Origin of the sequence: Escherichia sp. E10V5 (genome assembly GCF_004212315.1) — a bacterium.
Lineage (GTDB): Bacteria > Pseudomonadota > Gammaproteobacteria > Enterobacterales > Enterobacteriaceae > Escherichia.
The window spans coordinates 38340-59632 of sequence record NZ_RHJM01000002.1; the positions used below are offsets into that span (position 1 = coordinate 38340).

Genomic DNA, 21293 nt, shown 5'->3' on the forward strand with positions numbered 1-21293 from the left:
ATAATAGTAGATATTATTTTACAGGGTAAAACCATGCCATCTACACGCTATCAAAAAATCAATGCCCATCACTATCGCCATATATGGGCCGTTGGTGATATTCATGGGGATTATCAATTATTACAATCCCGTTTACATCAATTATCATTTTGCACTGAAACAGACTTACTTATTTCCGTCGGCGATAACATTGATCGTGGGCCGGAGAGTCTTAATGTGCTGCGCCTGTTAAACCAGCCCTGGTTTACCACCGTAAAAGGCAACCACGAAGCGATGGCGCTTGATGCGTTCGCTACTGGTGATGGTAATAAGTGGTTAGCCAGCGGCGGTGACTGGTTTTTCGATTTAAATGATACGGAACAACAAGAGGCAATAGACCTGTTACTGAAATTCCATCACCTTCCGCATATTATTGAAATTACCAACGACATAATAAAATATGTCATCGCACATGCAGATTATCCGTGGAATGAATATCTCTTTGACAAAGAAATAGCGGAAAGCGAATTACTCTGGCCTGTTGATCGTGTGCAGAAATCGCTTAATGGCGAGTTAGAAGAAATAAACGGCGCTGACTATTTTATATTTGGACATATGATGTTTGATAACATTCAGACGTTCGCTAACCAGATTTACATTGATACCGGATCGCCGAAAAGCGGACGCCTGTCGTTTTATAAAATTAAATAACGTAGCCGGGTAAAGTAAATCCTCTACCCGGCATTTTTTATTAACGCTTATCTTCCGCCAGCAGCGGCGGAATGCTCGGCACCATCGGCGCGTCATCAATATCTTTTTGCGTCATACGGAACGCCTCCGGATAATGTTCGCGGCTGGTGCGACGTAGCGGTTCGGTATCGCGCCAGGTATAAAGGCAATGCTGGCACTGGTAGACCGTCCAGACATCTTTCACCGGCGATTTCGCCATCACTTCAATCTGTTCATCGGCACAACGTGGACAAATCATCTTCTTCTCCTTATTTACGTGCGGCCAGCATAGCGGTCAGTTTTTCAACCCAGGCTTTAGTTTCCGGTAAATCCACCACCGGCTGGCTGTAGTGACCACGGTTGTCCGGGGCGACAGGCGTGGTGGCGTCGATAATCAGCTTGTCGGTGATCCCCGCCGGACTTGAGCCTGGGTCGAGTTCCAGCACTGACATATTTGGCAACTGCACCAGGTCGCCCGCCGGGTTCACTTTCGACGAGAGCGCCCACATCACCTGCGGCAGGTTGAACGGATCAACGTCTTCATCGACCATAATCACCATCTTCACATAGCCCAGACCGTGCGGCGTGGTCATCGCACGCAGACCCACCGCGCGGGCAAAGCCGCCGTAGCGTTTTTTGGTGGAGATTATCGCCAGCAGGCCGTGGGTGTACATGGCGTTCACCGCCTGCACTTCCGGGAACTCGGCTTTCAGTTGCTGATACAGCGGCACACAGGTGGCTGGCCCCATCAGGTAGTCGATTTCAGTCCACGGCATACCGAGATAGAGCGATTCGAAAATCGGTTTCGTGCGGTAAGAGACTTTATCGATGCGCACCACGGTCATGTTGCGCCCGCCAGAGTAGTGGCCGGTAAACTCACCGAACGGCCCCTCGATTTCGCGTTTGCGGCTTTCGATAACCCCTTCGAGGATCACTTCTGAGCCCCACGGCACATCAAAACCGGTCAGCGGGGCGGTAGCGATCGGGTATGGGCTTTCGCGCAGTGCGCCCGCCATTTCGTACTCAGACTGATCGTATTTCAGCGGTGTAGCGCCCATCAGCGTGATGATCGGATCGTTACCAAGGGTGATGGCTATCGGCAAATCTTCTCCACGCTCTTCCGCTTTATGCAGATGCAGGGCGATATCGTGCATTGGCACCGGTTGCAGGCCGAGCTTACGCTTGCCCTTCACTTCCATACGGTAGATGCCGACATTCTGCTTGCCGAAGTTATCCGGGTCGAGCGGATCGCGGGAAACCACGCAGGCTTTATCGAGATAGAAACCGCCATCGCCATCGTTCAGGCGAAACAGCGGCAGAATATCGAACAGGTTAATCTCTTCGCCATCGACAGTGTTCTGCGCCCAGGCTGGATTGGCGCGGCGCTCCGGGGCAATCGGGAAGTTATCCCAGCGGCGGATAAACTCATCAATCTGTTTTTTAACCGGCGTGTTCGGCGGCAGGCCGAGGGAAATCGCGTGGTTCTGCCAGGACCCAATGGTATTCATCGCCACGCGGGCATCGGTAAAGCCGCGAATATTATCAAACCACAGCGCGGGTGCGCCGTCGCCGATACGCCCGGTGGCGTTGGCAGCAGCGGCCAGATCTGGCTCGGCGTTAACCTCTTCACTGATTTTCAGCAATTGCCCCTGGTCGTCAAGTACCTGTAAAAAGCTGCGTAAATCATCAAAAGCCATTATTCATTCTCCAGAGAAAAACTCCCGGACTGCGGCAATCCTTGCCAGCGCCTGGCTTGAGGATGTTCGAGGCCAAACTGATCCATCACGCGGGCAACCACGTGGTGGACAATGTCATCTACCGTTTCGGGATGGTTATAGAAGGCAGGCATGGGCGGTATCATCGCCACGCCCATACGGGAAAGCGCGAGCATATTTTCAAGGTGGATAGTACTGAGCGGCATTTCACGCGGCACCAGCACCAGCTTGCGCCCTTCTTTGAGAACAACATCAGCTGCGCGCCCCACCAGCCCATCGGCATAGCCAGCACGAATACCAGCCAGCGTCTTCATGCTGCACGGAATAACGATCATGCCATCGGTACGAAAGGAACCTGAGGAGATAGTCGCCGCCTGATCCGCCGGGTTATGGCAATAGTCTGCCAGGGCTGCGACATCGTGGACGCTGTAGGGCGTTTCCAGTTCAATGGTGGTTTTCGCCCACTTCGACATCACGAGATGTGTTTCAACACCGGGCATCTTCTTTAGTGCTTGCAGTAATGCCACACCAAGAGGCGCACCTGTAGCCCCAGTCATCCCGACGATCAGTCTCATTTTTTATTCCCTTAATTGTTCGTACACGAACGTTATTATTAACATACCCTTCTATTCACGTAGCGGCAAGTGCAGAAAAGTAACAACATCTTCTTCGTCACTAAAAAACCGCTATGATAACGGCAGAGAATTAGCCCGGAGTTTACATGGCGTTACGAAATAAAGCGTTCCATCAGTTACGACAGCTTTTTCAGCAGCACACGTCTCGCTGGCAGCATGAGTTACCTGATCTGACCAAACCGCAGTATGCGGTGATGCGCGCTATTGCTGAACACCCCGGTATAGAGCAGGTTGCGCTGATAGAAGCAGCTGTCAGCACGAAGGCTACGCTGGCGGAAATGTTGGCAAGAATGGAAAATCGTGGCCTGGTCAGACGAGAGCATGACACCATCGATAAGCGGCGTCGCTTTGTCTGGCTGACTGCCGAAGGAGAAAAGGTACTTGCGGCAGCTATCCCCATTGGTGACGGCGTGGATGAAGAATTTTTGGGGCGTTTGAGTAGAGATGAGCAAGAGCTGTTTATGCAGCTGGTGCGAAAAATGATGAACACATAACGCTGTCGCATCTTATCCAGGCGACAAAACACACCAACTCCCTATACAAAAGAAAAAGGCCAGCCTCATATGAGACTGGCCTTTCTGACAGATGCTTGCTTATTCGCGGAACAGCGCTTCGATATTCAGCCCCTGAGTCTGCAAAATCTCACGCAGACGGCGCAGGCCTTCAACCTGAATCTGGCGAACACGTTCACGGGTGAGGCCAATTTCACGACCTACATCTTCCAGTGTTGCCGCTTCGTACCCCAGCAAACCGAATCGACGTGCCAGCACTTCACGCTGCTTGGCGTTCAGTTCGAACAGCCATTTGACGATGCTTTGTTTCATATCGTCATCTTGCGTGGTGTCTTCCGGACCGTTCTCTTTTTCATCGGCCAGGATATCCAGCAACGCTTTTTCGGAATCACCACCCAATGGGGTGTCTACCGAGGTAATGCGCTCGTTAAGACGAAGCATACGGCTGACGTCATCAACTGGCTTATCCAGTTGCTCTGCGATCTCTTCCGCACTCGGTTCGTGGTCCAGCTTATGGGACAACTCACGTGCGGTTCGCAGGTAAACGTTCAGCTCCTTTACGATGTGAATCGGCAAACGAATAGTACGGGTTTGGTTCATGATGGCCCGTTCGATCGTCTGGCGAATCCACCAGGTTGCGTAAGTTGAGAAGCGGAAACCACGTTCCGGGTCAAACTTCTCAACCGCGCGGATCAGCCCCAGGTTGCCCTCTTCGATAAGGTCCAGCAGCGCCAGACCACGATTGCCATAACGGCGGGCAATTTTTACCACCAGACGCAAGTTACTCTCGATCATCCGGCGGCGAGAGGCGACATCACCACGCAGTGCGCGACGCGCAAAATAAACTTCTTCTTCGGCCGTTAACAGTGGCGAATAACCAATCTCACCAAGATAAAGCTGAGTCGCGTCCAGCACACGCTGTGTTGCGCCCTGCGATAACAGCTCCTCTTCGGCCAAATCGTTATCACTGGGTTCCTCTTCAACTAAGGCCTTTTCGTCAAAAACCTCAACTCCATTCTCATCAAATTCCGCGTCTTCATTTAAATCATGAACTTTCAGCGTATTCTGACTCATAAGGTGGCTCCTACCCGTGATCCCTTGACGGAACATTCAAGCAGAAGCCTGGTTCCGCCGATTTATCGCTGCGGCAAATAACGCAGCGGGTTTACGGATTTCCCCTTGTAACGAATTTCAAAATGCAAGCGTGTTGAACTGGTTCCGGTGCTACCCATGGTCGCTATTTTTTGCCCCGCCTTAACTTCTTGTTGTTCCCGGACCAGCATTGTGTCGTTATGGGCGTAGGCACTCAGGTAATCATCATTATGTTTGATGATAATCAGATTACCGTAGCCGCGCAGCGCATTACCGGCATAAACAACGCGGCCATCTGCGGTCGCGATAATTGCCTGTCCTTTGCTACCTGCGATATCAATCCCCTTGTTGCCTCCCTCAGAAGCGCCAAAGGTTTCAATCACTTTGCCCTCAGTCGGCCAGCGCCAGGTGGAGATCGGCGTACTGGTTGTTGTACTGCTGACAGTTGGCTCGGTTGTGCTTGCTGTTGGTACCGTTACAGGCGCTGTGACCGTGGTCGCAGTTGGCTTGTTGTTCGGCAACATTTTGTTAGCACTCTGTTCACCCGAAGATTCAGAATACGTAATTGTCGGTTGCGACGCAACAGCAACGGTGGAATTTTGTGCAGGCTTGATCACAACTCCTTGCTCTGCTGCGTCGGCCTGGGTAATGGCATTTCCGCCAGTGATTGGCGTACCGGAAGCATTCCCCACCTGTAAGGTTTGACCTACGTTCAGAGCGTAAGGCGCCTGAATATTGTTGCGTTGGGCAAGGTCACGGAAATCGTTGCCGGTAATCCAGGCGATATAGAAAAGCGTGTCGCCTTTTTTCACGGTGTAAGTACTGCCGCTATAACTGCCTTTCGGAATATTTCCGTACTGACGGTTATAGACAATGCGTCCGTTTTCCATTTGCACAGGTTGTTGGGCAACAGGCTGTACCGGTTGGATTTGCGGCTGTTGAGCCGATTGAATTTGTGGCTGTTGTACCGGCTGAATTTGCGGTTGCTGCGTTGTAGACGTCGTCCCCATCTTCGGTGGCGGCGTAATCAACATACCAGAATTGGTATTTGCAGGTGCATTGCCATTGACGGAGCTGACAGGTGCCGGTGGATTTGAAGTGTCAGAACAGCCAGCCAACCATAGCGAAACCAGTGACAAAGCCGCAATACGGCGAACGGTGAATTTTGGGCTTCCCGCGCTCATTTATCCCCCAGGAAAAAAATTGGTTAATAACCAGTGACATAATTACCGTGCAAGGCACTCTACTGAACACTGGAAAAGATGTTCACGATACGCTGACCTGCTGCAAAATAACCAGGAAAATTCCAGGTATTTTCCTCACGCGCTAAGCCAGCTCCCCCTTTACTAAGGGAACAAAGCGCACAGCCTCCACGGTGTCGATAATAAATTCGCCTCCCCGACGACGCACCCGCTTTAAATACTGGTGCTCTTCCCCTACGGGTAAGACGAGAATGCCGCCTTCGTCCAGTTGCGTCATTAACGCTGTCGGAATTTCGGGCGGTGCAGCCGTTACAATGATAGCGTCAAACGGCGCACGTGCTTGCCAACCTTGCCATCCATCGCCGTGACGGGTTGAAACATTGTGTAAATCAAGATTTTTCAGACGCCTGCGCGCCTGCCACTGCAATCCTTTAATCCGCTCGACCGAGCATACATGCTGGACAAGATGTGCCAGAATTGCTGTTTGATATCCTGAACCAGTGCCGATCTCCAGCACTCGCGACTGCGGCGTCAGTTCAAGTAATTCAGTCATTCGCGCCACCATATACGGCTGCGAAATTGTCTGCCCCTGACCTATCGGCAATGCGATATTGTCCCAGGCTTTTTGTTCAAACGCTTCATCGATGAATTTTTCACGCGGCACGGCAGCAAGTGCATTAAGCACCTGCTCATCCTGAATACCTTGCGCACGTAATTGATCCAGAAGTGCTTGTACGCGTCTGCTTACCATTGCGTGCCAACTCCCACGCTGTTTAACCAGTCTGAAACCACATCTTGCGCGTTGTGCGCGGTTAAATCCACATGCAGCGGCGTGATGGAGACGTAGCCTTCATCTACCGCAGCAAAATCGGTCCCCGGACCAGCATCACACTTACCGCCCGGCGGGCCAATCCAGTACAGCGTATTACCGCGCGGATCCTGCTGCGGAATCACTTGATCTGCCGGATGTCGTGTACCGCAGCGAGTCACGCGGATACCTTTAATCTGATCCAGCGGTAAATCAGGTACGTTGATATTGAGAATACGTCCGGTACGCAGCGGCTCTTTACACAGTGCACGCAAAATGGAACAGGTGACCGCTGCAGCAGTGTCGTAATGTTTATGCCCGTCAAGTGAAACGGCCAGTGCCGGAAAGCCTAAATGACGGCCTTCCATCGCGGCGGCTACCGTGCCGGAATAAATAACATCATCACCCAGATTCGGCCCGGCGTTAATACCCGAAACCACAATATCCGGGCGCGGACGCATCAGAGCATTCACGCCAAGATAGACACAATCGGTCGGGGTTCCCATTTGCACGGCGATATCACCATTTTCAAAGGTAAACGTGCGCAGGGAGGATTCCAGCGTTAGAGAATTTGAAGCGCCGCTGCGATTACGATCGGGGGCGACCACCTGAACGTCAGCAAACTCACGCAGAGCTTTCGCCAGCGTTTGTATACCGGGTGCATGTACCCCGTCATCATTACTCAGCAATATGCGCATAATCACCTGTTGTGTTGATAAGTTCCCTGACAACGCTGGTTGCAAAGCTTCCTGCCGGAAGCCAGAAACGGATTTCGACGGTGACGTCATCCCACCAGTTCCAGCTTAATTGTTGCGGATATAACAGCATCGCTCTGCGCGCCGCCTCAACTTTTTCGCGCAGCAGTAAGGCTTGTAATTCCGTTTCTTCGGCGACAGCTGCTTGTTCGAATGCCAGCGCCTCACGCTGGGTTCCCCATTCGCCGCTACCCGGCATTGCAGCGGTAATTAACAGCTCTTTATCGTTCACGCGACGCTGTAATTCCGCCAGTTCTTCATTCGTGGCAACAAACCAGCTGCCGCGCCCGGCTAATTGTAGCGCATCACCGTCAACAACCTGATTAACTTCTGCTTTTTTGAGACGCTCAGCAACAATCTGATTAAACAACGCACTACGAGCTGCCGACAACCAAAAACTACGCTTATTGCGATCGCGCACCGGAGTATTGGTTTGCGCCCAGCGCAACGCACCCTGCAAGTTACTACCGCCAATACCAAAACGTTGCGCGCCAAAGTAATTCGGTACACCTTTCACGCAAATATCGATCAGTCGCTGTTCAACGTCATCACGATTGCTCACTTCTCGCAGCACCAGGGTAAAAGCGTTGCCTTTCAGCGCCCCTAAACGCAGTTTGCGCTTGTGGCGTGCATACTCCAGCACCTGGCAGCCTTCCAGTTGAAACGCACTTAGATCAGGCATCTCTTTGCCCGGTACCCGAGCGCATAACCACTGTTCCGTAACGGCGTGTTTGTCTTTCTGCCCGGCGAAACTGACTTCGCGAGCATGAATTTTCAGGAATTTCGCCAGTGCGTCGGCCACAAAACGGGTATTGCAGCCGTTTTTGAGGATCCGCACCAGGATATGCTCACCTTCACCATCAGGCTCAAAGCCTAAATCTTCCACCACTACAAAATCTTCCGGGTTAGCTTTCAGCAGCCCGGTTCCTTGCGGTTTGCCGTGGAGGTAAGTGAGATTATCAAATTCAATCATTTTGTTGCCTTAATGAGTAGCGCCACCGCTTCACAGGCAATCCCTTCCCCACGTCCGGTAAATCCGAGTTTTTCCGTAGTAGTGGCTTTCACGTTAACATCATCCATATGGCAGCCGAGATCTTCGGCAATAAACACGCGCATTTGTGGAATATGTGGCAGCATCTTCGGTGCCTGAGCGATGATAGTGACATCGACGTTGCCGAGGGTATAGCCCTTCGCCTGAATGCGTCGCCAGGCTTCGCGTAGCAGCTCGCGGCTGTCAGCGCCTTTAAATGCCGGATCGGTATCCGGGAATAGCTTGCCGATATCCCCCAGCGCCGCTGCACCAAGTAATGCATCGGTCAGCGCGTGCAGCGCCACGTCGCCATCAGAATGTGCCAGCAGCCCTTTTTCATAAGGGATGCGCACGCCACCAATGATAATTGGGCCTTCGCCGCCAAAGGCGTGAACATCAAAACCGTGTCCAATTCGCATTATGTATTCTCCTGATGGATGGTTCGGGTGAGATAAAATTCGGCAAGCGCCAAATCTTCCGGGCGCGTGACTTTAATGTTATCCGCTCGGCCCTCGACAAGCTGCGGATGAAAACCGCAGTATTCCAGCGCTGAGGCTTCGTCAGTAATGGTAGCGCCTTCATTTAAAGCGCGTGTCAGGCAGTCATGTAACAGCTCACGAGGGAAAAATTGCGGCGTAAGCGCGTGCCATAAGCCGTTGCGATCAACGGTGTGGGCAATGGTGTTTTTGCCAGGCTCGGCGCGTTTCATCGTGTCGCGCACCGGCGCGGCGAGAATCCCCCCCGTACGGCTGGTTTCGCTCAACGCCAACAGGCGCGCGAGGTCATCCTGATGCAGACAAGGGCGAGCGGCGTCATGCACTAACACCCACTGCGCATCGCCAGCGGCATTCAGACCTGCCAGCACGGAATTAGCACGCTCTTCACCACCAGCAACAACGGTGATTTGCGGATGATTCGCCAGAGGAAGTTGAGCAAAGCGGTTATCGCCAGGGCTTATTGCAATGACGACACGCGTCACCCGGGGATGCGCCAGCAGCGCATGCACCGAGTGTTCAAGAATGGTTTTATTACCGATTGAGAGATATTGCTTAGGACATTCCGTTTGCATTCGGCGGCCAAATCCGGCCGCCGGAACCACGGCGCAAACATCCAAATGAGTGGTTGCCATGTTAATTCCTGGGCTGTTTTATCGATTGTTTTGCCCCGCAGACTGCGCGCGCTTCGACGCGTCAGGCACCAGACGATAAAAAGTTTCGCCCGGCCTGGTCATGCTGAGTTCATTACGCGCACGCTCTTCGAGCGCCTCCTGGCCGCCATTGAGATCGTCAATTTCGGCAAAAAGCTGATCGTTTCGCGCTTTAAGTTTCGCGTTTGTAGCTTGCTGTGCCGCCACATCATCATTGACGCGGGTATAGTCATGTATACCGTTCTTACCGAACCACAGCGAATACTGTAGCCAGACCAGAATAGCCAGCAACAGCAGCGTTAGTTTACCCATCCTGCCCCCTGAAAAACGGCATCCTCATCCCATGCATCCGAAGACGACTCTACATCCTCTGTTGGGGATACCGCGACAACGCGGGCAAATGTACCACATTTGTCCACTGTTACGTATACCCAGGGCGCGCAGAACATAATCTCATTATTGGTTACGGTTTGAATTATGGACAGAATGAACAGGAAAGAACAGATTAGCCCAACAACCACATAAACAGTGCACCAAACATAATGCCAACGGTGATAAAAGTGAAAACAATACTGTAGCGTAATTTCCCGTCCATCAAGGAATGCAGCGCAATACCTACCACCACCGCAACAGGCATCAGCGCCAGAAAGAAAGGCCAGGTGTAGATAAAGAAAAACAGCGTGTTAGAGCCATAAATCAACATCGGAATCGCCAGTGCACACAGCCAGGACACAAAACCGACCACGGCCCCTGGTAGCGACCATGTGGTTTCTTCATCCTCGGTAAGGCTATCACTATTTGTTAGTGTAATGTTATGGCTATTACGCATATCAGATCCTGTTACTTTGACGAACCGGGCATGAAAACCCGGTGGTGTCTCAGGATCTGATAATATCGTTCTGTCTCAGTAGATCTAATAATTGCTGAACCAAATTTGTTACTAATTGTTCACCATTGAGATGAATTTCTGCCGATTCAGGCGCTTCGTAAACGGAATCTATTCCGGTAAAGTTACGCAGTTCACCAGCGCGTGCTTTTTTATATAAGCCTTTTGGATCGCGAGACTCACAAATCGCCAGCGGCGTATCGACAAACACTTCGATAAACCGCCCTTCTCCTACACGTTCGCGAACCATCTGCCGTTCGCCACGGTGTGGTGAGATAAACGCCGTCAGCACCACCAGTCCGGCTTCGACCATTAAATTCGCCACCTCACCGACCCTACGGATATTTTCTTTGCGATCGGCATCGCTAAAACCGAGATCGCTGCATAAACCGTGGCGGACATTGTCGCCATCCAGTAAATATGTACTGACGCCAAGTTTATGTAACGCCTCCTCCAGCGCCCCCGCGACCGTTGATTTACCGGAACCAGAGAGGCCGGTAAACCACAGCACAACACCTCGATGACCGTGGTGGTGCTCGCGTTGTTGTGCAGTAACCGGATGGCTATGCCAGACGACGTTTTCGTCATGCAGCGCCATCATTTATCTCCCAGTAAATCGCGCGCTCCCCAGTGCGGGAAGTGGCGGCGTACTAACGCATTCAGCTCCAGCTCGAATGCGCTAAATTCCGACGGCGCAACGGCGGCCTCGTTTTTCGGCTCATGCACCATACCGGCACCAACAGTCACGTTGCTCAGGCGATCGATAAAAATCAGCCCACCCGTCACCGGATTTTGTTGATAACGATCTAACACCAACGGCTCGTCAAAGGTGAGATCCACGAGGCCGATCCCATTCAGTGGCAGGTTTTCAACTTCACGCTGGGTAAGGTTATTAATATCAACCTGATAGTGAATACCATCAACGCGGGCGCGCGTCTTCTTACCGGCGATTTTGATGTCGTAACTCTGCCCAGGGGAAAGCGGTTGCTCCGCCATCCATACCACATCAACTGACGCGCTCTGCACTGCCGGTAACGCTTCATCTGCTGTCAGCAGCAGATCGCCACGGCTGATATCGATCTCGTCCGTCAGCACCAGGGTGATCGCTTCTCCAGCAAAAGCTTCTCCGCGATCGCCATCAAAAGTGACGATCCGCGCGATGCTTGACTCCACACCAGAGGGCAACACTTTGACACGTTGCCCGACTTGCACGCTGCCGGAAGCCAGCGTTCCGGCGTAGCCACGAAAATCGAGATTAGGGCGGTTAACGTACTGAACCGGGAAGCGCATCGGCTGGGCATCAACCACTCGCTGAATCTCCACGGTTTCCAGCACTTCAAGTAATGTTGGGCCGCTGTACCACGGCATTCTTCCACTTTGCGAAGCTACATTGTCGCCTTCCAGCGCAGAGAGCGGCACAAAGCGAATATCCAGATTGCCCGGCAATTGTTCGGCAAAAGTCAGGTAGTCTTCACGAATGCGGGTGAATGTCTCTTCACTGTAATCCACCAGATCCATTTTGTTGATCGCTACAACCAGATGTTTGATCCCCAACAGCGTGGAGATAAAACTGTGACGACGGGTTTGATCGAGCACGCCTTTACGGGCGTCGATCAATAAGATCGCCAGCTCACACGTTGACGCGCCGGTCGCCATATTGCGGGTGTACTGCTCATGCCCAGGGGTATCGGCGATAATAAATTTACGCTTCTCGGTGGAGAAATAGCGATAAGCCACATCGATAGTGATGCCCTGTTCGCGTTCCGCTTGCAGGCCGTCCACCAGCAGCGCCAGATCCAGTTTTTCGCCCTGGGTGCCGTGACGTTTACTGTCGTTATGCAGCGATGAGAGCTGATCTTCGTAGATTTGGCGGGTATCGTGCAGCAGGCGACCAATCAGGGTACTTTTGCCGTCATCGACGCTACCACAGGTCAGAAAACGCAGCAGGCTTTTATGTTGTTGCGCAATCATCCAGGCTTCGACGCCGCCTTCATTGGCGATTTGTTGTGCAAGTGCGGTGTTCATCTTAAAAATACCCCTGACGTTTTTTCAGCTCCATAGAGCCTGCCTGGTCGCGGTCAATCACGCGCCCCTGACGTTCACTGGTGGTGGAAACCAGCATCTCTTCGATGATCTCCGGCAGCGTTTGTGCATTCGACGCAACCGCACCGGTCAGCGGCCAGCAGCCCAGCGTGCGGAAGCGCACCATCCGTTTTTTAATCACTTCGCCCGGTTGCAGGTCGATACGGTTGTCATCAATCATCATCAACATACCGTCGCGTTCCAGAACCGGACGTTCAGCGGCGAGATACAGTGGAACAATGTCGATATTTTCCAGCCAGATGTATTGCCAGATATCCTGCTCGGTCCAGTTAGAGAGCGGGAAGACGCGGATGCTTTCGCCTTTGTTGATCTGCCCGTTATAGTTGTGCCACAACTCCGGACGCTGGTTTTTCGGATCCCAGCGATGAAATCGGTCACGGAAAGAGTAGATTCGTTCTTTGGCGCGGGACTTCTCTTCATCGCGGCGCGCACCACCGAAGGCGGCATCAAAACCGTATTTATTCAACGCCTGTTTCAAACCTTCGGTTTTCATAATGTCGGTATGTTTGGCGCTGCCGTGCACGAACGGGTTAATCCCCATCGCCACGCCTTCCGGGTTTTTATGTACCAGCAACTCGCAGCCGTAAGCTTTCGCCGTACGATCGCGGAACTCATACATCTCGCGGAATTTCCAGCCGGTATCGACATGCAGCAGTGGGAACGGCAGCGTACCAGGATAAAACGCCTTGCGCGCCAGATGCAGCATGACGCTGGAATCTTTGCCGATGGAGTAGAGCATCACCGGATTTGAGAATTCTGCCGCCACCTCGCGAATGATGTGGATGCTTTCCGCCTCCAGCTGTCGTAGGTGGGTAAGTCGTTTTTGATCCATAACCGTTCCTTTGCAATACCGCTATTTTCTTGCCATCAGATGTTTCGACTATAGGGAGCGCAGGAGAACGAATGAAATTACCAATTGGAATGAGTAGTTCCTTAACGGAATAACGCTTTGGCAAAGCAAATATCAAAAAGTGCTTAAGCTACCGAATTTCGGGCGTTTAGGAAGATTTGAAATTGTTTTAGCGCAGCGGCAGTTTCATACTATGGCGGTAAAAATTTTGCATGGTATTTAAGGACTCACTATGTTTTCCGCATTGCGCCACCGTACCGCTGCCCTGGCGCTCGGCGTATGCTTTATTCTCCCCGTTTACGCCTCATCACCTAAACCTGGTGATTTTGCCAATACACAGGCGCGACATATTGCCACTTTCTTTCCGGGACGAATGACCGGAACACCCGCAGAAATGTTATCTGCCGATTATATTCGGCAACAGTTTCAGCAAATGGGTTACCGCAGTGATATTCGAACATTTAATAGCCGATATATTTATACCGCACGCGATAACCGCAAAAACTGGCACAACGTGACGGGAAGTTCGGTGATTGCCGCTCATGAAGGCAAAACGCCGCAGCAGATCATCATTATGGCGCATCTGGATACCTATGCCCCGCAGAGCGACGCAGATGCAGATGCCAATCTCGGCGGGCTGACGTTACAAGGAATGGATGATAATGCCGCAGGTTTAGGTGTCATGCTGGAGCTGGCTGAACGCCTGAAAGATATTCCGACTGAGTATGGGATTCGTTTTATTGCCACCAGTGGTGAAGAGGAAGGGAAATTAGGTGCTGAGAATTTACTCAAGCGCATGAGTGATACCGAAAAGAAAAATACTTTATTGGTGATTAACCTCGATAATCTGATTGTTGGCGATAAGCTGTATTTCAACAGTGGCGTAAAAACACCTGAAGCAGTAAGGAAATTAACGCGCGACCGGGCGCTGGCAATTGCCCGCAGTCATGGAATTGCCGCCACCACAAATCCAGGTTTGAATAAAAACTATCCGAAAGGCACTGGGTGTTGTAATGACGCAGAAATATTCGACAAAGCGGGCATTGCTGTACTTTCGGTGGAAGCGACAAACTGGAATCTTGGGAATAAGGATGGTTATCAGCAACGAGCAAAAACAGCCGCATTCCCTGCGGGAAATAGCTGGCATGACGTAAGACTGGATAATCAACAGCATATAGATAAGGCACTTCCTGGAAGAATAGAACGCCGCTGCCGTGATGTTATGCGGATAATGTTACCGTTGGTGAAGGAGCTGGCGAAGGCGTCTTGATGGGGTTGAAAATGGGAGTTGGGAGTTCCCCGCTGGCGCGGGGAACACGCCGCTCGATCAACCCTTCAAGAATGCACGACATGTAAGCGTCACAGGCGTGGATCTCATCAGCCAGCAGGATTTTATTACTCAGCCCCAGAAGCCGCAGATTATTATGTTTGAACGGCATCACCGCCATCATCGCCTGATCCAAAGTGCCGACGCCAATTTCAGCCAGCAACGCCTTCTTGTTACTGTCGGCAAACCAGGCCGCACATCCCTGACTGAACGTTTGTTCATCCGATTCTTCTGACCCGACTAAATCACCGGACCAGAGTGATTCATTAAAGCGGTCCATTAATGTGCGGGAACTGTGTGCCAGCACCAGGCTGGGGCGAGATTCTGGAGAATAGAAAGCAAGCCAGGTTTTGACCAACCGATCGTACATGGCATTGGCCGTTGCCATTGTTGGCAGGCCAAAAAACAACCCCTGTGCTTTCCCCGCAGCCATCAACCTGTGCGCCAGGATAAGCGCCGCTTCTGTTTTACCTGCGCCAGTCACATCTTCCAGAATAAATAATTGTGGCCCTGGCTGGCTGATATCCAGATCCAGCACCTTTTGCTGTAACGGTGTCGGGTGCTCAATAAAAGGAAACAGCGTATTAATTCCGGTGAAAGGTGCAGTTTCTGCTTTGGGCGGAAAGACGGTTAATGCGTTTTGAGCCTGAACTAAAATTTTCTGCCAGTAATCTTCAATATCCATAGCACGTGCGACGCGTGGAAAAAACCGCGTTGACGAACCCGTCCAGTCTGCGAGTACGACGGTTGCAGAGATATACCAGGAAAGTTGTTTTAAAAGTTCAACGCCCTCGTCATCATCCCAGAATGCGGGGAGCTCTATTCGCGGAAACAGTGGCTTAATTGCAAGGAGAAAATCTCGCGCGGCAGCTTTGTCTTCAGGAAGAAAATTAGCCAGTTCATCAATGCGGTCAGGTGGGCGACCATGATGCCCCGTGCTCATGGGCATCCACATCGCTATTACCCGTTTAAGTTTGCGGGAAGAGAGTGAAGAGGAAGGAAGCAACTCTTCACATTCAATTAAATAATGATTCCATAACCAATAGCCCAGCGTTGAATGAGAGATCTTTTCGTAATTCTTTCTGGCGCCTTCCGGAACCTTGAGTTGTGGATGCAGGTAAAGTTGCTGAAAAGAGCGGGCAAATTTTCCAGTATCGTGCCAGCACAGCAACCAGGCGAAAAATTGTGCCGCCTGTTCCCTATCTGAAATACCTAATTGACGAAAATAGTCAGCCAGCCCGAAGCAATTGCTTTTGACCATTAAATAGCCCATTGCGGCTACATCAAGCGAATGCCAGCAAAGAAGGTGATAGTCGTCGCCACCCTCTTTCTCGCCACGTCGGGTTTTTCCCCAGAAATCAAAGAAAGTCACAATGTTTTTTATCCTTCAGTAAAACTTAAAGGATATTTACGCATATATTAAAAATTATCTGTGATATATATCGTTCAATAAAATATTTGCATTATGAATAACTCAATGATTTTCATCTGTACTATATATGAATAATAGACACAGGCATAATATTCACATGAAAAATATAAATTAAAAAAGGGTGCAGGAGACCAAACCATCACAATTCAGTACGCGGGGTTTTACCCCCGCGTGGTGGCTACTTCTTCGATTCGTAAGCGAGAACTGCCTTAAACTCCATACCACGTTCTCTGATACTCAACTCACACAACGAGTCGCCTACCATCAGCGTGAATCCCAGTACTGTACAGCACAGTACGATGATTGCCACAAGGGCATATTTTGTCAGCATGTCTTGCCTCCCTGCAAAGAAGAGACTAACATTCGAATTGTTTGGGTTCGAACGTAAGCCTCAGGTTGATAGAAATATCGCCTGGGGCTTTTGTCCATCTGGAACCTCGCGAATGCTTAACGCCAGACAGCCTCAAGCACCCAATGCCATTCTATACCTGTTAATTCTCCCTGCGACGCTCACGTTTAAATGCCGGAATGCTGCTCGCAAAATAAAAACGCCCCCATCATTTCTGACAGAGGCGTTTATTTTATCCGGAAATATTTACCCTTCGTGTAATCCACATTCCCTTTTTAAGCCAAAGAAACGCGTTTCTTCTTCCGCCATGCCCGGTTCCCATTTACGGGTTGTATGGGTATCTCCTACAGATAAATATCCTTCGTCCCATAATGGGTGATATTTCAGGCCATGTTTTTGCAGGTACTGATAAATAGTTCGGTTATCCCAGTCGATAATCGGCAGCACTTTAAATACGCCACGCTGAATTGCCAGTACCGGTAAATTGGCGCGGCTTTCGGATTGCTCGCGGCGCAGGCCAGCAAACCACGTTTGCGCATTCAGTTCTTTCAGCGCCCGGTTCATCGGTTCAACTTTGTTGATGTCATTGTATTTTTCAATGCCTTCAACGCCCTGCTCCCACAGTTTACCGTAGCGCGCTTCCTGCCAGGCTGCGCTTTCGGTAGCACGGTACACTTTCAGGTTGAGCTTGAGTTTGTCCGTTAACTCGTCAATAAAGCGGTAAGTTTCCGGGAACAGATAACCGGTATCGGTGAGGATCACCGGAATGTCCGGGTGAATCTGATTCACCAGATGCAGGCTCACCGCCGCCTGAATGCCGAAGCTGGAAGAAAGCACATATTCACCGGGCAGATTATCCAGTGCCCAGGCAACGCGGCCTTCAGCGTCCAGTTTTTCCAGTTCGGCGTTAGTTTGGACCAGCGCCAGAATCCGGTCTACCTTTGGCAGTTCGTTCAGGGTGTTTAGATCGAGTTTGGACATAAGTTCCTCACTGTTTGCCTTGCCTGATGCGACGCTGGCGCGTCTTATCAGGCCTACAAGACCGGGCTGATGGTTAATCCCACAAATCGCGCGCCGGGTCGAGCACCGGGCGAATGATGCCCGCACGCACCGTAAAGTCGCCGAAGCCTTCACCCGCTTCACGCTCTTTCGCCCAGCGCCCTATCAGTTCATCAAGCGACGCCAGGATTTCCGGCTCGGTGATGTTTTCTTTATACATTCGTGGGATACGTGTCCCCATGCGGTTGCCGCCAAGATGCAGGTTGTAGCGACCCGGCGCTTTACCCACCAGACCCACTTCCGCCAGCATCGCGCGACCACAACCGTTCGGGCAGCCTGTTACACGCATCACGATATGCTCATCGCTAATGCCATGTTTCGCCATTAAATTATCGATGTTATCGATAAACGACGGCAGGAAACGCTCCGCTTCCGCCATCGCCAGCGGGCAAGTCGGGAATGACACGCAAGCCATTGAGTTTTCACGCTGCGGCGTGACGGCATTCATCAACCCGCTCTCTTTGGCGATCTTCTCGATCTTCGCTTTCTCGCTTTCCGGTACACCGGCGATGATCAGATTCTGGTTCGCCGTAATGCGGAAATCGCCTTTGTGGATCTTCGCGATCTCCAGCAAGCCGGTTTTCAGCGGACGCCCAGGATAATCAAGGATGCGACCATTTTCGATAAACAGCGTCAGATGCCAGTTATCATCAATGCCCTTAACCCAGCCAATACGATCACCGCGTCCGGTAAACTCATACGGACGGATCGGTTCAAATTTGATCCCCGCGCGACGTTCCACTTCCGCTTTAAACGTCTCAACACCCACGCGCTCCAGCGTGTATTTGGTTTTGGCATTTTTACGATCGGTTCGGTTACCCCAGTCACGCTGAGTTGTCACGACGGCTTCCGCCACCGCCAGCGTATGCTCCAGCGGCAGATAGCCAAACTCGCTCGCCGTGCGGGCGTAGGTTTTCTTGTTACCGTGCTCCATGGAAAGCCCACCGCCCACCAACAGGTTAAAGCCCACCAGCTTGCCGTTTTCAGCGATCGCCACGAAGTTCATGTCGTTGGCATGCAGATCGATATCGTTCTGCGGCGGGATCACTACCGTGGTTTTAAACTTACGCGGCAGGTAGGTCTGACCAAGGATCGGCTCTTCATCAGTAGTGGCGACTTTTTCCTGATCGAGCCAGATCTCCGCGTAAGCGCGAGTACGCGGCAGCAGATGTTCAGAGATTTTCTTCGCCCATTCATAGGCTTCCGCATGCAGCTGCGACTCGAACGGGTTCGAGGTGCACAGCACGTTACGGTTCATGTCGTTGGCGGTGGCTAACGCATCCAGACCGACCGAGTGCAGCATCTGGTGCGCAGGTTTGACGTTCTTTTTCAGAATACCGTGGAACTGGAACGTCTGACGGTTGGTCAGGCGGATGCTACCGTAAATAGTGTTTTCCACCGCAAATTTATCGATCGCCTGCCACTGTTTGGTGGTGATAACACCGCCAGGCAAACGGCAGCGCAGCATCATGGCGTGGCGCGGTTCCAGCTTCTGCTCAGCACGTTCAGCGCGGATGTCACGGTCATCCTGCTGATACATACCGTGGAAACGGATCAGCAGGAAGTTATCGCCCTTAAACCCACCGGTCAGGCCGTCATTTAAATCTTCAGCAATCGTGCCGCGCAGATAGTTGCTTTCAAGCTTCATGCGCTCGGCGTCTGCCAGTTTACCTTCGACCACTAAAGGCCCTGGATGTTTTTCGCTCATTAGTAGACATCTCGCTGATAACGGCGCTCTACGCGCAGCTCACTTAAAAATTCATCTGCCGCTTCGGTGTCCATGCCACCAAATTCGGCAATCACTTCCAGAAGTGCCTGTTCAACGTCTTTCGCCATGCGATTAGCGTCGCCACAGACATAAATGTGGGCACCGTCATTGATCCAGCGCCACAGCTCCGCGCCCTGTTCGCGCAGTTTGTCTTGTACGTAAATTTTTTCTTTTTGATCGCGCGACCAGGCAAGATCGATACGTGTCAGCACGCCCTCTTTGACGTAGCGCTGCCACTCCACCTGGTAGAGGAAATCTTCCGTAAAGTGCGGGTTGCCAAAGAACAGCCAGTTTTTACCCGGCGCTACGTCGGCGGCACGTTGCTGCATAAAGGCGCGGAACGGCGCAATACCGGTACCTGGGCCAATCATAATCACCGGGGTTTCCGGGTTAGCGGGTAGGCGGAAGTTGTCGTTATGTTCGATAAAGACGCGAACTTCGCCCTCTTCTTCCACACGATCCGCGAGGAAACTAGAAGCACCACCGGCACGGGCGCGGCCTTCCACGTCGTAACGCACCACGCCAACGGTGACGTGTACTTCGTTCTCGACTTCCGCCTGCGAGGAGGCGATGGAATAGAGGCGCGGGGTCAGCGGGCGCAGCAGATTAATCAGCGCTTCGGCATCCAGTTGTGCCGGAGAGAAACGCACCATGTCGACAATCGGCGTGGTCGCGGCGTAATGCTGCAACTTCGCTTTATCGCCCACCAGCGGCAGCAGCGTTTCGCTGCGCGTTAAGGTAGCGTAGTTCTCAACGATATTGGCGGTGTTGACGGTCAGTTCGAAGTGCCACTGTAGCGCCTCATTCAACGGCAGGGTTTTGCCCTCAACGGTGACAGGTTCATCGCCTTTCAGCCACAGCAGTTCGACAAGTTCTTTCACCAGTGCCGGATCGTTCTGATACCAGACGCCCAGCGCGTCACCCGGCTGATAACGCAGGCCAGAGTCGCCTAAGTCAATTTCGATATGACGAACGTCTTTTTCAGAGTTACGCCCGGTAATTTTCTGGTTAACCGAAAGGCTAGCCACCAGCGGCGCGTCTTTGCTGTACGGGCTGGTGTGGATTTCATTTACCGCGCCAGTAGCGACGGATTGTGAAGGTGCTGCGACGGGCGCGCGCGATTTAAGCGCATCAACCACGCGGGCGCGCCACTCGCTGGCAGCGGCCTGGTATTCAACGTCGGCATCGACACGATCGAGCAGGCGTTCACCGCCCAGTTCCGCCAGCTTGCTGTCGAAATCTTTCCCGGACTGGCAGAAAAATTCATAAGAGCTATCGCCAAGGCTAAACACGGCAAACGCGGTGTTTTCCAGCTTCGGCGCTTTTTTGGAGAACAGAAACTTATGCAGCGCGACGGCTTCTTCCGGCGGTTCCCCTTCCCCTTGTGTTGACGTCACCACGATAAGCAGTTTTTCGCTGGCGATTTGTTTGAATTTATAGTCGCCCGCGTTCACCAGCTTAACGTTCAGTTTTACCGCTAATAAGTCATCGCGTAACGCTTCGGCGACCCGACGCGCATTGCCGGTTTGCGAAGCGGAGATAATAGTAATACCCGGCATTTCTGCGGCGGGCGCTGGCGTCGCTGCAAGCGTAGCAGGCTGCTGATTGAGCACGCCCCAGAAATAGCCAGAAACCCAGGCAAGCTGGGTGGGCGTTAAATCGGTCGTGGCCGCCTGGAGGCGTGCCAGTTGCTCCGGGTTCAGCGGAAGCAAAGCGGAAGGTGGGACCTGTGTCGTCATGCGTCGTTATGTTCCAGTAAGCAAAGCTGTTTATCGGCCCTGTCAGCGCCCATAAAACAGAAGAGAAGGTAAGGTTAACGGCGTGAAGGGGGTGGATTAAAGACGGGATAGCGATAACTAATAACCAAATCGACTAACCTGTTTTAGCAATAGTCTTTAACAACAAAATAGATTTA

The 21293-nt window shown here is 51.9% G+C and carries 22 protein-coding genes and 1 pseudogene; 3 read left to right on the forward strand and 20 right to left on the reverse strand.

Features of this window, described 5'->3' with window-relative positions; translation table 11 throughout:
- The first annotated feature begins 33 nt into the window (after positions 1-33).
- On the forward strand, positions 34-690 hold the full coding sequence (gene pphB, locus D9738_RS00600; RefSeq protein ID WP_130259327.1) for a protein-serine/threonine phosphatase: 657 nt from the start codon (positions 34-36) through the stop codon (positions 688-690).
- A gap of 40 nt (positions 691-730) precedes the next feature.
- Here pphB and D9738_RS00605 read toward each other — a convergent pair whose 3' ends face one another.
- From D9738_RS00605 to D9738_RS00615, 3 genes are read right to left on the reverse strand one after another with little or no spacing between them, the layout of a single operon-like run.
- Positions 731-967 carry a non-oxidative hydroxyarylic acid decarboxylases subunit D gene (locus D9738_RS00605; RefSeq protein WP_015963262.1) on the reverse strand — a complete coding sequence of 79 codons (237 nt, stop codon included), beginning with the start codon at positions 965-967 and terminating at the stop codon, positions 731-733.
- A 10-nt stretch (positions 968-977) separates the two neighbouring features.
- Positions 978-2405: a non-oxidative hydroxyarylic acid decarboxylases subunit C gene (locus tag D9738_RS00610; RefSeq protein WP_130259328.1), complete on the reverse strand. Its 1428-nt coding sequence runs from the start codon at positions 2403-2405 to the stop codon at positions 978-980.
- A complete protein-coding gene (locus D9738_RS00615) occupies positions 2405-2998 on the reverse strand; it encodes a non-oxidative hydroxyarylic acid decarboxylases subunit B (protein WP_130221533.1) in 594 nt (197 codons plus the stop codon). The genes D9738_RS00610 and D9738_RS00615 overlap by 1 nt, the downstream gene beginning before the upstream one ends.
- Before the next feature lie 146 nt (positions 2999-3144).
- Between D9738_RS00615 and D9738_RS00620 the strand changes: the two genes are divergently transcribed.
- Positions 3145-3552: a MarR family transcriptional regulator gene (locus D9738_RS00620; RefSeq protein WP_130207658.1), complete on the forward strand. Its 408-nt coding sequence runs from the start codon at positions 3145-3147 to the stop codon at positions 3550-3552.
- 99 nt (positions 3553-3651) lie between these two features.
- On the opposite strand, the gene rpoS is transcribed toward D9738_RS00620, so the two are convergent.
- The 12 genes from rpoS to cysD form a co-directional block, all read right to left on the reverse strand.
- Entirely contained in the window at positions 3652-4644 is a 993-nt protein-coding gene (gene rpoS, locus D9738_RS00625; protein ID WP_000081550.1) for an RNA polymerase sigma factor RpoS, read from the reverse strand.
- A 62-nt stretch (positions 4645-4706) separates the two neighbouring features.
- On the reverse strand, positions 4707-5795 hold the full coding sequence (nlpD, locus tag D9738_RS00630; protein WP_240725533.1) for a murein hydrolase activator NlpD: 1089 nt from the start codon (positions 5793-5795) through the stop codon (positions 4707-4709).
- Positions 5796-5988: 193 nt separating this feature from the next.
- Entirely contained in the window at positions 5989-6615 is a 627-nt protein-coding gene (pcm, locus tag D9738_RS00635; RefSeq protein ID WP_000254703.1) for a protein-L-isoaspartate O-methyltransferase, read from the reverse strand.
- Positions 6609-7370 (reverse strand): 5'/3'-nucleotidase SurE, encoded by a 762-nt coding sequence (gene surE, locus D9738_RS00640; RefSeq protein WP_001516955.1) that lies wholly within the window; start codon positions 7368-7370, stop codon positions 6609-6611. Before surE ends, pcm begins: the two co-directional genes overlap by 7 nt.
- The gene (truD, locus tag D9738_RS00645) at positions 7351-8400 is read right to left on the reverse strand and encodes a tRNA pseudouridine(13) synthase TruD (protein WP_130259329.1); all 1050 of its coding nucleotides are present in this window, start codon (positions 8398-8400) and stop codon (positions 7351-7353) included. Before truD ends, surE begins: the two co-directional genes overlap by 20 nt.
- A complete protein-coding gene (gene ispF, locus D9738_RS00650; RefSeq protein WP_001219242.1) occupies positions 8397-8876 on the reverse strand; it encodes a 2-C-methyl-D-erythritol 2,4-cyclodiphosphate synthase in 480 nt (159 codons plus the stop codon). Before ispF ends, truD begins: the two co-directional genes overlap by 4 nt.
- Positions 8876-9586 (reverse strand): 2-C-methyl-D-erythritol 4-phosphate cytidylyltransferase, encoded by a 711-nt coding sequence (gene ispD / locus D9738_RS00655; protein WP_130259330.1) that lies wholly within the window; start codon positions 9584-9586, stop codon positions 8876-8878. The genes ispF and ispD overlap by 1 nt, the downstream gene beginning before the upstream one ends.
- Before the next feature lie 18 nt (positions 9587-9604).
- Positions 9605-9916, reverse strand: a complete 312-nt coding sequence (gene ftsB / locus D9738_RS00660) for a cell division protein FtsB (RefSeq protein WP_000517476.1) — start codon at positions 9914-9916, stop codon at positions 9605-9607.
- 193 nt (positions 9917-10109) lie between these two features.
- Positions 10110-10433, reverse strand: coding sequence for a DUF3561 family protein (locus D9738_RS00665; protein WP_064528120.1), 324 nt, complete (start codon positions 10431-10433; stop codon positions 10110-10112).
- Positions 10434-10482: 49 nt separating this feature from the next.
- Positions 10483-11088 carry an adenylyl-sulfate kinase gene (gene cysC, locus D9738_RS00670; RefSeq protein WP_130259454.1) on the reverse strand — a complete coding sequence of 202 codons (606 nt, stop codon included), beginning with the start codon at positions 11086-11088 and terminating at the stop codon, positions 10483-10485.
- Positions 11088-12515: a sulfate adenylyltransferase subunit CysN gene (cysN, locus tag D9738_RS00675; protein WP_130259331.1), complete on the reverse strand. Its 1428-nt coding sequence runs from the start codon at positions 12513-12515 to the stop codon at positions 11088-11090. The genes cysC and cysN overlap by 1 nt, the downstream gene beginning before the upstream one ends.
- A gap of 1 nt (position 12516) precedes the next feature.
- Entirely contained in the window at positions 12517-13425 is a 909-nt protein-coding gene (gene cysD / locus D9738_RS00680; protein ID WP_130259332.1) for a sulfate adenylyltransferase subunit CysD, read from the reverse strand.
- Positions 13426-13675: 250 nt separating this feature from the next.
- Between cysD and iap the strand changes: the two genes are divergently transcribed.
- Complete coding sequence (iap, locus tag D9738_RS00685) at positions 13676-14713, forward strand: alkaline phosphatase isozyme conversion aminopeptidase (RefSeq protein ID WP_130259333.1); 1038 nt, start codon at positions 13676-13678, stop codon at positions 14711-14713.
- A gap of 46 nt (positions 14714-14759) precedes the next feature.
- On the opposite strand, the pseudogene D9738_RS00690 reads toward iap, so the two are convergent.
- From D9738_RS00690 to cysJ, 5 genes and pseudogenes are all read right to left on the reverse strand, one after another.
- Positions 14760-16142 (reverse strand): annotated as a pseudogene (locus D9738_RS00690) (CRISPR-associated endonuclease Cas3''); the annotation flags it as partial.
- Positions 16143-16380: 238 nt separating this feature from the next.
- The gene (locus D9738_RS00695) at positions 16381-16533 is read right to left on the reverse strand and encodes a Hok/Gef family protein (RefSeq protein ID WP_000956458.1); all 153 of its coding nucleotides are present in this window, start codon (positions 16531-16533) and stop codon (positions 16381-16383) included.
- Between the two features lie 264 nt (positions 16534-16797).
- The gene (gene cysH, locus D9738_RS00705) at positions 16798-17532 is read right to left on the reverse strand and encodes a phosphoadenosine phosphosulfate reductase (RefSeq protein ID WP_130259334.1); all 735 of its coding nucleotides are present in this window, start codon (positions 17530-17532) and stop codon (positions 16798-16800) included.
- 73 nt (positions 17533-17605) lie between these two features.
- Entirely contained in the window at positions 17606-19318 is a 1713-nt protein-coding gene (cysI, locus tag D9738_RS00710) for an assimilatory sulfite reductase (NADPH) hemoprotein subunit (RefSeq protein WP_130259335.1), read from the reverse strand.
- Positions 19318-21117: an NADPH-dependent assimilatory sulfite reductase flavoprotein subunit gene (gene cysJ / locus D9738_RS00715; protein ID WP_130259336.1), complete on the reverse strand. Its 1800-nt coding sequence runs from the start codon at positions 21115-21117 to the stop codon at positions 19318-19320. Before cysJ ends, cysI begins: the two co-directional genes overlap by 1 nt.
- Between the last annotated feature and the right edge of the window lie 176 nt (positions 21118-21293).